Annotated in this window: 13 protein-coding genes; 12 read left to right on the top strand and 1 reads right to left on the bottom strand. The window is 59.5% G+C overall.

The window, feature by feature from the left end; translation table 11 throughout:
* Positions 1 to 53: 53 nt before the first annotated feature.
* On the top strand, positions 54 to 401 hold the full coding sequence (locus ACLEXF_RS17880) for a DUF883 family protein (RefSeq protein WP_004205716.1): 348 nt from the start codon (positions 54 to 56) through the stop codon (positions 399 to 401).
* A gap of 119 nt (positions 402 to 520) precedes the next feature.
* Here ACLEXF_RS17880 and ACLEXF_RS17875 read toward each other — a convergent pair whose 3' ends face one another.
* Positions 521 to 1,897: a PLP-dependent aminotransferase family protein gene (locus ACLEXF_RS17875; protein ID WP_407259616.1), complete on the bottom strand. Its 1,377-nt coding sequence runs from the start codon at positions 1,895 to 1,897 to the stop codon at positions 521 to 523.
* 88 nt (positions 1,898 to 1,985) lie between these two features.
* Here ACLEXF_RS17875 and ACLEXF_RS17870 point away from each other — a divergent pair, with 88 nt between their 5' ends.
* From ACLEXF_RS17870 to mprA, 11 genes are all read left to right on the top strand, one after another.
* Positions 1,986 to 2,417, top strand: coding sequence for a carboxymuconolactone decarboxylase family protein (locus ACLEXF_RS17870; RefSeq protein WP_004205714.1), 432 nt, complete (start codon positions 1,986 to 1,988; stop codon positions 2,415 to 2,417).
* Positions 2,418 to 2,600: 183 nt separating this feature from the next.
* Entirely contained in the window at positions 2,601 to 2,846 is a 246-nt protein-coding gene (nrdH, locus tag ACLEXF_RS17865) for a glutaredoxin-like protein NrdH (protein WP_004205709.1), read from the top strand.
* Positions 2,843 to 3,253: a class Ib ribonucleoside-diphosphate reductase assembly flavoprotein NrdI gene (gene nrdI, locus ACLEXF_RS17860; RefSeq protein ID WP_004205706.1), complete on the top strand. Its 411-nt coding sequence runs from the start codon at positions 2,843 to 2,845 to the stop codon at positions 3,251 to 3,253. Before nrdH ends, nrdI begins: the two co-directional genes overlap by 4 nt.
* Complete coding sequence (gene nrdE, locus ACLEXF_RS17855; RefSeq protein WP_048295421.1) at positions 3,226 to 5,367, top strand: class 1b ribonucleoside-diphosphate reductase subunit alpha; 2,142 nt, start codon at positions 3,226 to 3,228, stop codon at positions 5,365 to 5,367. Before nrdI ends, nrdE begins: the two co-directional genes overlap by 28 nt.
* 10 nt (positions 5,368 to 5,377) lie before the next feature.
* Positions 5,378 to 6,340, top strand: a complete 963-nt coding sequence (nrdF, locus tag ACLEXF_RS17850) for a class 1b ribonucleoside-diphosphate reductase subunit beta (RefSeq protein ID WP_004205704.1) — start codon at positions 5,378 to 5,380, stop codon at positions 6,338 to 6,340.
* Between the two features lie 357 nt (positions 6,341 to 6,697).
* Positions 6,698 to 7,900, top strand: coding sequence for a glycine betaine/L-proline ABC transporter ATP-binding protein ProV (gene proV / locus ACLEXF_RS17845; protein ID WP_002914328.1), 1,203 nt, complete (start codon positions 6,698 to 6,700; stop codon positions 7,898 to 7,900).
* Entirely contained in the window at positions 7,893 to 8,960 is a 1,068-nt protein-coding gene (proW, locus tag ACLEXF_RS17840) for a glycine betaine/L-proline ABC transporter permease ProW (RefSeq protein WP_048295423.1), read from the top strand. Before proV ends, proW begins: the two co-directional genes overlap by 8 nt.
* A 78-nt stretch (positions 8,961 to 9,038) precedes the next feature.
* The gene (proX, locus tag ACLEXF_RS17835; protein WP_017900617.1) at positions 9,039 to 10,037 is read left to right on the top strand and encodes a glycine betaine/L-proline ABC transporter substrate-binding protein ProX; all 999 of its coding nucleotides are present in this window, start codon (positions 9,039 to 9,041) and stop codon (positions 10,035 to 10,037) included.
* Between the two features lie 181 nt (positions 10,038 to 10,218).
* Positions 10,219 to 10,965: an AzlC family ABC transporter permease gene (locus ACLEXF_RS17830; RefSeq protein WP_004205700.1), complete on the top strand. Its 747-nt coding sequence runs from the start codon at positions 10,219 to 10,221 to the stop codon at positions 10,963 to 10,965.
* Positions 10,955 to 11,290: an L-valine transporter subunit YgaH gene (ygaH, locus tag ACLEXF_RS17825; RefSeq protein WP_004205699.1), complete on the top strand. Its 336-nt coding sequence runs from the start codon at positions 10,955 to 10,957 to the stop codon at positions 11,288 to 11,290. Before ACLEXF_RS17830 ends, ygaH begins: the two co-directional genes overlap by 11 nt.
* Before the next feature lie 90 nt (positions 11,291 to 11,380).
* Positions 11,381 to 11,911, top strand: coding sequence for a transcriptional repressor MprA (gene mprA / locus ACLEXF_RS17820; protein WP_002914337.1), 531 nt, complete (start codon positions 11,381 to 11,383; stop codon positions 11,909 to 11,911).
* Positions 11,912 to 11,935 lie beyond the last annotated feature (24 nt).

Below are 11,935 nucleotides of genomic sequence, written 5' to 3'. Positions count from 1 at the left end.
ATTCAAAATCTTGTCCTACACTTACTCACTCGATGGAATTAAGGGAGATAACGATGGCTAACCATGTGAACCGCAACAATTTTGACGATAACGCCGAAGATATTCATAACGATGTCAGCCAATTAGCGGACACGCTGGAAGAGGTGCTGAAATCGTGGGGCAGTGACGCGAAAGAGGAAGCGGAAGCGGCGCGTGCCAAAGCGCAATCGCTGTTAAAAGAGACCCGCGCTCGCATTAATGGTCACAACCGGGTGCAGCAGGCGGCGCTGGATGCGCGCCAGGCAGCATGTGATGCGCTGGGCTGCGCCGATACCTACGTGCGCAATAAACCGTGGCACAGCGTGGGCGCCGCCGCCGCCGTCGGGGTATTTATTGGCGTATTGCTCAATTTACGTCGATAATAGCTATAGCGTTTGCTGCCGCCGCGCGATAAGCGTGCGGAAGCCCGCCTGCTTCACGGAAAGCAATGAAGATAACAAATACGCGTCAGCCCCTGCGCGCCTCTGGCCGCAGGGGTTTTTTACGCACCATCGGGGGGGACGCCGCCGACGCCGATCGCCTCCCCCAGCCGCCGGGCCAGCGCGCCAGCCATTGCCGGCGAGCGAATATTGGTAAAACTCATCAGTAATCCCCCCTCGCCGGTATGGCGCATCCGCCAGTCGCTCAACGCCTGTACCGCCAGCCCGGCCGCCACCGCCCGTTGGGCCAACAGGCGATCGTCGCCGCTAACCGGCATGACCAGCTGAATCCCCCCTTGCTGCGGCGTAACCTGAAAGCCCTGCGCCTGCAGAGCAGACTCCAGCCACTGCCTGCGCTGGCTGTAGCTGGCGCGCATTTTTTTCAGATGACGCCAGAAATGGCCCTGCTGGATAAAATCCGCCAGCGTCTGCTGCCACAGGGTGGGAACCGTACAGGGCTGGCGCTCCACGGTCTGCTGAAAGCGCGCCGCCAGCGCGCTCGGCACCACCAGCCAGGCGGTGCGCAGCGCCGGAAACATCGACTTGCTGAAGGTGCCCGCGTAGATGACCCGCTGGGGCGCATCAAGGCTTTTCAGCGGCGGCAGCGGTTTGCCGCGATAGCGAAACTCGCTATCGTAATCGTCCTCAATGATCCATACGTCACGCTCCGCGGCCCATGCCAACAGCTGGCGACGCCGGGGCAGCGACAGCGCCACGCCCAGCGGACTCTGATGCGCCGGGGTGAGCAGGGCAAACCGCGCCTGCGGATGATGGCGCTGGCCCCAGGCGATATCCATCCCCTCGTCGTCCACCGGGATCGCATCCACCACCAGTTGCCCGGCCTCGACCACCGGGCGGATAAAGGGATATCCCGGATCTTCCATCCACATATGCTGCCCCGGCTGTGCCAGAGTACGCAGGATCAGGTTCATAGCGGTGGCATAGTTGCCGGCGATCAGCACCTGCTCCGGCTGACAGTCGATACTGCGCGACAGGCGCAGATAGTCGACGATCGCCTGACGCAGAAGCGGGTCGCCGCCGGGATCGCCGGGCGCCAGATCGAACCGCGACTGCGTGCGCAGCCGGCGCCCCATCACCCGCGCCCAAAGCCCGCGTGGAAAGAGATCCAGCGCCGGGAGCCCCATCTGAAACGGCAACGGCTCCGCCGGCGCAGCAGGTTGCGCTGGCATTACCGGCGCCAGCTGGCGCGGACTGAGCCGTTCGCTGACAAAGGTTCCCGCCTGCCCACGTCGCTCGAGCCAGCCCTGAGCGACCAGTTCGCCCCAGGCGTTTTCGATGGTTGCCCGGGAGACGCCCTGCTCCTGGGCAAACACCCGGCTGGCGGGCAGACGGCTGCCAGGAGCCAGTTCGCCCCGTTCAATGGCGGATTTCAGCTGGCGGGCAATACGCTGATAGAGAGGGAGGTGGCTGGCTTCCATTATGGTCTGCTTTTTTCATCACAATATGGCTATCTTTTGCAGTCCATTATAGTGCTATTTTGGCTGCCGTCTTAGAGAGGAGAACACCATGAGCCAATTACGTCAGCCATTCAGTGAACTAAGCCCGGAAGTCTATAAAGGGCTGGTGCAGGCCAGCCTCGCGCTGGAGAAAAGCGAACTGGGCAGCGCCCTGGTGGAGCTGGTCTATTTACGCGTGTCGCAGATCAACGGCTGCGCCTTCTGCCTTGAGAAGCACAGCCAGGCGCTGCGCAAGGGCGGCATGGCGCAGAGCAAACTGGATGCCCTGGCCGGCTGGCGGGTGAGCGACCATTTTACCCCTGCCGAACGCGCGGCACTGGCGTGGGCCGAGTCGGTCACCGACATCGCCGCCAGCCATGCGGAAGATGAGGTTTACCTGCCGCTGCGCGAACATTTTACCCCGCGTCAGATAAGCGATCTCACCTTCGCTATCAGCCTGATGAACGCCTTTAACCGCCTCGCCGTCGCCATGCGTCTGTAGTTTCGCGCAACCTTCCCCCTCCTCCGCCTGGCCATCCCGGAGGGGGAATCCTTTGCTAAAAACGCTATATATTGAGTGGTTGAAGTTTTAAATAACTACATCTAGTATTTCCTTATTGAATGGCCCACAACGTTCGACGCTACGTTTAGCGCCGTGCTGTTATCTTAAATGGAAATACGAATCATGCGCATTATTATTTACACTCGAAATGACTGCGTGCAGTGCCATGCCACCCGGCGAGCCATGGAGAGCCGGGGACTGGCCTTTGAAATGGTCAACGTCGACCAACAGCCGGATGCCGCCGACATCCTGCGCGAGCAGGGATTTCGCCAGCTGCCGGTGGTGATCGCCGGCGACCTGCGCTGGAGCGGCTTCCGCCCGGATATGATCAATCGCCTGCGTCCCTCCGTCGCGGCGGCCAGCGCATGAGCCTCATCGTCTACTTCTCCAGCCGTTCGGAGAACACCCATCGCTTTGTGCAGCGCCTGGGGCTGCCGGCGGTGCGCATCCCGCTGAACGAGCGTGAACATCTGCAGGTAGACGAGCCCTACATTCTCATCGTTCCCAGCTATGGCGGCGGCGGCACCGCCGGCGCCGTGCCGCGTCAGGCGATCCGCTTTTTAAACGACGTACATAACCGTCGACTGATCCGCGGGGTGATTGCCGCCGGCAATCGCAACTTTGGCGACGCCTGGGGGCGCGCCGGGGATGTCATCGCGCAGAAGTGCGCCGTGCCCTATCTCTACCGCTTCGAGCTGATGGGAACCCCCGACGATATCGATAACGTACGCAAAGGAGTCAGCGAATTTTGGCAACGACAACCTCAGAACGTATAACCGCCGCCGTGGATTTTCACGCCCTCAATGCGATGCTGAACTTATACGACAGCGAGGGCCGCATCCCGTTTGAGAAAGATCGCCAGGCGGTTGAGGCCTTTATGGCGACCCAGGTTCAGCCCAACACCCTCGCCTTTGCCAGCCAGGAGGATAAACTCAGCTGGCTCGTCCGCGAGGGCTATTACGATCCGCAGGTGCTGGCCGGCTATGACCGCGGGTTTGTGTTGGCGTTGTTCGACCATGCCCGGCGCGCCGCGTTTCGTTTCCAGACCTTCCTCGGGGCCTGGAAGTTCTACACCAGCTACGCGCTGAAGAGCTTTGATGGCAAACATTACCTCGAGGATTTCGCCGAACGCAGCGTAATGGTGGCCCTGACGCTGGCCCGGGGCGATGAACAGCAGGCGCGGCAGCTGACGGAGGAGATACTCAGCGGCCGCTTCCAGCCGGCTACCCCCACCTTCCTCAACGCCGGCAAACAGCAGCGCGGAGAGCTGATCTCCTGCTTCCTGCTGCGCATTGAGGATAATATGGAGTCCATCGGCCGGGCGGTGAACTCGGCGCTGCAGCTGTCGAAGCGCGGCGGCGGCGTGGCCTTTTTACTCTCTAACCTGCGCGAGGCCGGGGCGCCGATCAAGCGCATCGAAAACCAGTCCTCCGGCGTGGTGCCGGTGATGAAGATGCTGGAGGATGCCTTCTCCTATGCCAACCAGCTCGGTGCCCGCCAGGGGGCGGGGGCGGTCTGGCTGCACGCGCACCATCCGGATATTTTGCGCTTCCTTGATACCCGGCGTGAAAATGCCGATGAGAAAATCCGCATCAAAACCTTGTCGCTGGGGGTGGTGATCCCTGATATCACTTTCCAGCTGGCGAAAGAAGACGCGCAGATGGCGCTGTTCTCGCCGTATGATGTCGAACGGCTGTACGGCAAACCCTTCGCCGACTGCGCCATCGGCGACCTCTATCCGCAGCTGGTGGCCGACGAGCGGGTGGGCAAACGCTGGATCCGCGCCCGCGACCTGTTCCAGCGCCTGGCGGAGATCCAGTTTGAATCCGGCTACCCGTACATCATGTTTGAAGACACCGTGAACCGCGCCAGTCCAGTGGCCGGGCGGGTCACCATGAGCAATCTGTGTTCCGAGATCCTGCAGGTCAGTACGCCGTCCGCCTATAATGAAGACCTCAGCTATGCCCATATCGGGGAAGATATCTCCTGCAACCTCGGCTCGCTGAACATCGCCCATACCATGGACTCGCCGGATTTCGGCCGCACAATCGCCACCGCGGTGCGCGCCCTGACCGCCGTGTCCGACATGAGCCACATTCAGTCGGTCCCTTCTGTGGCGGCCGGCAACGCGGCCTCCCACGCCATCGGCCTGGGGCAGATGAATCTGCACGGTTACCTGGCGCGGGAAGGCATTGCCTACGGCAGCCCGGAGGGGCTGGACTTCACCAATATCTACTTTTACACCGTGACCTGGCACGCGCTGCACACCTCGATGCTGTTGGCTCGCGAGCGCGGTCAGCGCTTCGCCGGCTTCGAGCAGTCGCGCTACGCCAGCGGGGAGTACTTCGACAAATATCTGCATGAGGAGTGGCAGCCGAAAACCGCACGGGTCCGCGCGCTGTTCGCCCGCGCCGGCATCTCCCTGCCCGACCGGGAAAGCTGGCGCCAGCTGCGCGACGACGTCATGCGCTATGGCATTTACAACCGCTATCTGCAGGCGGTGCCGCCCACCGGCTCGATCTCGTACATCAACCATGCCACCTCCAGCATTCACCCGATCGTCTCGAAGATTGAGATCCGCAAAGAGGGGAAAACCGGACGGGTGTACTACCCCGCGCCGTTTATGAATAACGACAATCTGGCCCTCTATCAGGATGCCTACGAGATAGGGCCCCAGAAAATCATCGACACCTACGCCGAGGCGACGCGCCACGTCGATCAGGGGCTGTCGCTGACCCTGTTCTTCCCCGATACCGCCACCACCCGCGATATCAACAAGGCGCAGATCTACGCCTGGAAGAAAGGCATTAAGACGCTCTACTACATCCGACTGCGCCAGCTGGCGCTGGAAGGCACTGAAATTGAAGGCTGCGTGTCCTGCGCGCTGTAAGGAGATCAGGATGACCCATTTAACGCGCGTCAGCGCGATCAACTGGAACCGCATCGATGACGATAAAGATCTGGAGGTGTGGAACCGTCTCACCAGCAACTTCTGGCTGCCGGAGAAAGTGCCGCTGTCGAACGACATTCCCGCCTGGCAAACCCTCAGCGCGGCGGAGCAGCAGTTGACCATTCGCGTTTTTACCGGGCTGACCCTGCTCGACACCATTCAGAACACCATCGGCGCGCCGGCGCTGATGGCGGACGCCCTGACCCCGCATGAGGAGGCGGTGCTGTCGAACATCAGCTTTATGGAAGCGGTTCATGCTCGCTCTTACAGCTCCATCTTTTCCACGCTGTGCCACAGCAAGGAGGTGGATGCCGCCTTCGCCTGGAGCGAAAGCTGTGAGCCCCTGCAGCGCAAGGCGCAGCTGATGCTGGGCTACTATCAGGCCGACGAGCCGCTGAAGAAAAAAATCGCCAGCGTGTTCCTCGAATCCTTTCTCTTCTACTCCGGCTTCTGGCTGCCGATGTACTTCTCCAGCCGGGGAAAACTGACCAACACCGCGGATCTGATCCGCCTGATCATTCGCGATGAAGCGGTGCATGGCTATTACATCGGCTACAAATATCAGAAAGGACTGGAGATCGTCAGCCCCGGCAAGCGCGAAGAACTGAAAAATTTCGCCCTCGATCTGCTGATGGATCTTTACGACAACGAGCTGGCCTACAGCCGGGAACTGTACGGCGAGAGCGGCTGGTTCGACGACGTTAGCGCTTTCCTGTGCTACAACGCCAACAAAGCGCTGATGAACCTCGGCTACGAGGCGCTGTTCCCGGCGGAGATGGCGGCGGTTAATCCAGCGATCCTCGCGGCGCTGTCGCCCAACGCCGATGAAAACCACGACTTTTTCTCCGGTTCTGGCTCCTCCTACGTGATAGGAAAAATGGAAGAGACCGCCGACGACGACTGGGACTTTTAACCGTACTTTCACCAGGAATATCGCGACCGAATTCCTGGTGATCTATTTCGCAGAAAAGTGGGTTCATCTGTCAAATATTCTCTCCATGGCCTAACCGTCATCATCCCGTCATATTTAGCAGAAAACTGGTCTATTTCAGTCGAATTATCCAGAGATAATCAAAAAATATTACCCACAACAAATTACCGCTCAGCCCTTATATCACGGGGGCTGCGCCGCCATGTCCCTCACTCCATTTTGCCGAGAGTTTGTCATTAAGGGTTGTCACAGAATCTGAGTATGTTAGGGTGTAAAAAGATCATAATCACCATTGGGTACCGTATCGCAATAAACAAATAACAGGAACTTCTCTATTGCATGGCAATTAAATTAGAAATTAAAAATCTTTATAAGATATTTGGCGAGCACCCTCACCGTGCTTTCAAATATATTGAGAAAGGACTCAACAAAGCGCAAATACTGGAAAAAACGGGACTGTCGCTTGGCGTCAAAGACGCCAGTCTGGCCATTGAAGAAGGCGAGATATTCGTCATCATGGGGCTCTCCGGTTCGGGGAAATCCACCATGGTTCGCCTTCTCAATCGCCTGATTGAACCCACCCGCGGCCAGGTGCTGATTGACGGGGTCGATATCGCGAAAATGTCGGACGCCGAGCTGCGCGAGGTGCGTCGTAAAAAAATTGCGATGGTTTTTCAATCCTTTGCACTGATGCCGCACATGAGCGTGCTCGACAACACGGCGTTTGGCATGGCGCTTGCCGGCGTCCCGGCCGCTGAGCGAGAGCAAAAAGCGCGGGAAGCGCTGCGGCAGGTGGGGCTGGAGAATTATGCCCACGCCTGGCCGGATGAACTCTCTGGCGGGATGCGTCAGCGCGTCGGTTTAGCCCGCGCCCTGGCGATTAATCCCGATATTCTGTTAATGGATGAAGCCTTCTCCGCGCTCGATCCGCTCATTCGCACCGAAATGCAGGATGAGCTGATCAAATTACAGGCTAAGCATCAGCGTACCATTGTCTTTATTTCCCATGACCTTGATGAAGCCATGCGAATTGGCGATCGTATCGCCATTATGCAAAATGGCGAAGTGGTTCAGGTCGGCACTCCGGATGAAATATTGAATAATCCGGCCAATGATTATGTCCGCACCTTCTTCCGCGGCGTCGATATTAGCCAGGTCTTCAGCGCCAAAGATATTGCCCGTCGTAGTCCGGTCGGCCTGATTCGTAAAACGCCAGGTTTTGGCCCCCGCTCAGCGCTGAAATTATTACAGGATGAAGACCGGGAATATGGCTATGTCATCGAGCGTGGTAATCGCTTTGTCGGGATTGTGTCGATCGATTCTCTGAAAACCGCGCTCAGCGCCGGCCAGGGGATCGAGGCGGCGCTGATTGACGCCCCGCTGGCGGTGGAGGCGCAAACGCCGCTCAGCGATCTGCTCTCCCACGTCGGCCACGCCCCGTGCGCCGTCCCGGTGGTGGATGAAGAACAACAATATATTGGCATCATTTCCAAACGAATGTTGCTCCAGGCTTTAGATCGCGAGGGGGTGAATCATGGCTGATCAAACCAATCCGTGGGACAGCGCCCCGACAACCGACAGCGCCGCCCAGGCTGCAGACGCCTGGGGTGGCGCTTCTACTGCCGCGCCGACCAATGGCGGCGGCGCCGACTGGCTGCACAGCGCCCCGGCGCCGCAGCCGGAACAGTTCAATATCATGGATCCGTTCCATAAGACCCTGATCCCGCTCGACAGCTGGGTGACCCACGCCATCGACTGGATCGTGCTGCACTTCCGCCCGCTGTTCCAGGGGATCCGCGTGCCGATCGACTACATTCTCAGCGCCTTTCAGCAGCTGCTGTTGGGAATGCCGGCGCCAGTGGCGATTATCGTCTTCGCGCTGATCGCCTGGCAGATCTCCAGCCTCGGCATGGGGGTCGCCACCCTGGTATCGCTGATTGCCATTGGCGCCATCGGCGCGTGGTCGCAGGCGATGGTCACCCTGGCGCTGGTCCTCACCGCCCTGCTGTTCTGCATGATCATCGGCCTGCCGCTGGGGATCTGGCTGGCGCGCAGTCCGCGGGCGGCGAAAATTATCCGCCCACTGCTGGATGCCATGCAGACCACGCCGGCCTTCGTCTACCTGGTGCCGATCGTAATGCTGTTCGGCATCGGCAACGTGCCCGGCGTGGTGGTGACGATTATCTTCGCCCTGCCGCCCATCGTCCGTCTGACCATCCTCGGGATAAACCAGGTGCCTGCGGATCTGATCGAAGCGTCGCGCTCATTTGGCGCCAGCCCGCGCCAGCTGCTGTTTAAAGTTCAGCTGCCGCTGGCGATGCCCACCATTATGGCCGGGGTTAACCAGACGCTGATGCTGGCCCTGTCGATGGTGGTGATCGCCTCGATGATCGCCGTCGGCGGTCTTGGCCAGATGGTGCTGCGCGGCATTGGTCGCCTGGATATGGGCCTGGCCACCGTCGGCGGCGTGGGGATCGTGATCCTGGCGATTATTCTTGACCGCCTTACCCAGGCCGTCGGCCGCGACGCCCGCAGTCGCGGCAACCGCCGCTGGTACACCACCGGCCCGCTGGGGCTTCTCACTCGCCCTTTCTGTCGATAAGTCGATAACAGCGCCGCTCCCCGGCACCAGCCGATGCCGGGGGGCCGCCCTTCCCGTTAAACAATAAGAGGAACCACCATGCGACATAGCACGATGATGGCCACCGCCGCCTTTGCCACCCTGATCGCCACTAGCGCCTTCGCCGCCGACCTGCCGGGCAAAGGCATTACCGTCAAGCCGGCCCAGAGCACCATCTCCGAAGAGAGCTTCCAGACCCTGCTGGTCAGCCGCGCGCTGGAGAAGCTTGGCTACACCGTCGAGAAACCGAGCGAAGTGGACTATAACGTTGCCTATACCTCGATTGCCGCTGGGGATACCACCTTCATCGCCACCAACTGGCAGCCGCTGCACGATGACATGTACGCCGCGGCGGGCGGTGATAACAAATTTTACCGCAAGGGGGTATACGTCTCAGGCGCCGCCCAGGGCTATCTGATCGACAAAAAAACCGCCGAGCAGTACCACATCACCTCCATCGATCAGCTCAAAGATCCGCAGATCGCCAAACTGTTTGATACCAACAACGACGGCAAAGCGGACCTCACCGGCTGCACCCCTGGCTGGGGCTGCGAAGCGGTGATTAACCACCAGATTGACGCCTATGGCCTGAGCAAAACCGTCACCCATAACCAGGGCAACTACGCGGCGATGATGGCCGACACCATCGCCCGTTATAAAGAGGGTAAACCGGTGCTCTACTACACCTGGACGCCGTACTGGGTTAGCGACGTGCTGAAGCCTGGCAAAGATGTCGTCTGGCTGCAGGTGCCGTTCTCCTCCCTGCCGGGCGAGCAGAAAAACATCGATACCAAACTAGCCAATGGCGCCAACTATGGATTCCCGGTCAACACCATGCACATTGTCGCCAACAAAGCCTGGGCGGAGAAAAACCCGGCCGCCGCCACTCTGTTTAGCGTCATGAAGCTGCCGATCGCCGACATCAATGCCGAGAATGCGATGATGCACGACGGCCATGCTTCTGAAGCCGACATTAACGGTCATGTTGATGGCTGGATCAAGGCCCACCAGCCGCTGTTCGACAGCTGGGTGAAAGCCGCCCTCGCCGCGCAGCAGTAACCCGCTCCCGGATAAGGCCCGACGCCTTATCCGGGCCCCCTTCCCCGCCTTTCATCCCGTCTGGGTCAGGGAAAAGCGGATTGCGGGCATTTTCATAGTGTTAAGGCGCGTCGCGCTCTGTTAAGGTGGGGACATCGGTCAATTTGCCACCTTCACATGGATCCAGCGATAAGTTATTCATATGGAAAACCCCGCGCCCTTAACCTGTGCCTTATCTGAACGTGTCGCCACCGTCGGCGAAGGCATTAAAGACAGTCTCCCCATCGTCATCAGCTACCTTCCGGTGGCATTCGCCTTCGGACTCAATGCCACCCGGCTGGGTTTCACCCCGCTGGAAAGCCTGTTTTTCTCCTGCATCATTTACGCCGGCGCCAGCCAGTTTGTGATCACCGCCATGCTGGCCGCCGGCAGTTCGCTGTGGGTCGCCGCCCTGACGGTGATGGCGATGGACGTACGCCACGTGCTGTATGGACCCTCGCTGCGCAGCCGCATTCATACCGCGCTGAACAAAAAGAAAACCGCCCTCTGGGCCTTCGGCCTGACCGATGAGGTTTTCGCCGCCGCCACCGCCAGGCTGGTTCGCGACAACCGCCGCTGGAGCGAAAACTGGATGCTCGGTCTCGCGTTCACCTCGTGGGCATCGTGGGTGTGCGGCACGCTGGCCGGCGCCTGGTCCGGCAACGGCCTGCTGGTGGATTATCCGGCGGTGGAAGCCGCGCTCGGCTTTATGCTGCCGGCGCTGTTTATGAGCTTCCTGCTGGCCTCTTTCCAGCGCCAGCAATCCCTGTGCGTCACCGCGGCGCTGGCGGGCGCCCTGGGTGGCATTCTGTTATTTTCCATTCCGGCGGCGATCCTTGCCGGGATTGTTTGCGGGTGTCTGACGGCGCTGGTCCAGGCCATGCTGAAGGGGATGCCGGATGAACAGTGAGGTCCTTCTGCTCGGGGTGATTGTCGGCGGCGTGAACTATCTGTTTCGCTATCTTCCCCTGCGTCTGCGCGCGGGCCATGCCCGGCCTGCCCGCCGTGGCCCGGTCAGCGTGCTGCTGGATACCATCGGCATCGCCTCGATTTGCGCGCTGCTGGTGGTCTCCAGCGTGCCGGAGATCCTCGCCGATGCCCATCGTCTGGCGCCGACGCTGATCGGCTTCCTGGTGCTGGGGGGCGCCTTCTGGAAAACCCGCAGCATTATTATCCCGACCCTCCTGTCGGCGTTGGCCTACGGTCTGGCCTGGAAAATCGCCAGCGGGCTCTAAGCTTTACGTATCAATTTTGGTCAATAATTCATTTGATTTATTTGTCACAATAGTTATTATATCGGCTGTAATTAATGAGGTCATACCCAAATGGATAGTTCGTTTACTCCCATTGAGCAAATGCTCAAGTTCCGCGCCAGCCGCCATGAAGATTTCCCGTTCCAGGAGATTCTGTTAACTCGTCTTTGCATGCATATGCAAGGTAAGCTGCTGGAAAATCGCAATAAAATGCTCAAAGCGCAGGGAATTAACGAGACATTATTTATGGCGCTGATTACGCTGGAGTCGCAGGAAAACCACAGCATTCAGCCGTCCGAGCTGAGCTGTGCGCTGGGCTCGTCGCGTACCAACGCCACCCGTATCGCTGATGAACTGGAAAAACGCGGCTGGATTGAACGCCGCGAGAGCGATAACGATCGTCGCTGTCTGCATCTGCAGCTGACCGAAAAGGGCCATCAGTTTCTGCGTGAAGTCCTGCCGCCGCAGCATAACTGCCTGCATCAGCTGTGGTCTTCACTCAGCACCAGCGAAAAAGATCAGCTCGAACATATTACCCGCAAACTCCTGAGCCGCCTTGACCAGATGGAAGAAGAAGGCGTGCTGGCGGACTCTCTACGCTAAGGGCGGCGTCGCTCAGCCCATTTT

Origin of the sequence: Klebsiella pneumoniae complex sp. WS1778, assembly GCF_049472055.1 — a bacterium.
Classification (GTDB): domain Bacteria; phylum Pseudomonadota; class Gammaproteobacteria; order Enterobacterales; family Enterobacteriaceae; genus Klebsiella; species Klebsiella quasipneumoniae.
Note: the sequence above shows the minus strand (reverse complement) of the source record. Positions and strands in the feature narration are given on the sequence as shown.

Bases quoted from the DNA above. Each gene is read 5' to 3' on its own strand.
- ACLEXF_RS17880 (WP_004205716.1), top strand. From the start codon at position 54: ATGGCTAACCATGTGAACCGCAACAATTTTGACGATAACGCCGAAGAT.
- ACLEXF_RS17875 (WP_407259616.1), bottom strand. From the start codon at position 1,897: ATGGAAGCCAGCCACCTCCCTCTCTATCAGCGTATTGCCCGCCAGCTG.
- ACLEXF_RS17870 (WP_004205714.1), top strand. From the start codon at position 1,986: ATGAGCCAATTACGTCAGCCATTCAGTGAACTAAGCCCGGAAGTCTAT.
- nrdH (WP_004205709.1), top strand. From the start codon at position 2,601: ATGCGCATTATTATTTACACTCGAAATGACTGCGTGCAGTGCCATGCC.
- nrdI (WP_004205706.1), top strand. From the start codon at position 2,843: ATGAGCCTCATCGTCTACTTCTCCAGCCGTTCGGAGAACACCCATCGC.
- nrdF (WP_004205704.1), top strand. From the start codon at position 5,378: ATGACCCATTTAACGCGCGTCAGCGCGATCAACTGGAACCGCATCGAT.
- proV (WP_002914328.1), top strand. From the start codon at position 6,698: ATGGCAATTAAATTAGAAATTAAAAATCTTTATAAGATATTTGGCGAG.
- proW (WP_048295423.1), top strand. From the start codon at position 7,893: ATGGCTGATCAAACCAATCCGTGGGACAGCGCCCCGACAACCGACAGC.
- proX (WP_017900617.1), top strand. From the start codon at position 9,039: ATGCGACATAGCACGATGATGGCCACCGCCGCCTTTGCCACCCTGATC.
- ACLEXF_RS17830 (WP_004205700.1), top strand. From the start codon at position 10,219: ATGGAAAACCCCGCGCCCTTAACCTGTGCCTTATCTGAACGTGTCGCC.
- ygaH (WP_004205699.1), top strand. From the start codon at position 10,955: ATGAACAGTGAGGTCCTTCTGCTCGGGGTGATTGTCGGCGGCGTGAAC.
- mprA (WP_002914337.1), top strand. From the start codon at position 11,381: ATGGATAGTTCGTTTACTCCCATTGAGCAAATGCTCAAGTTCCGCGCC.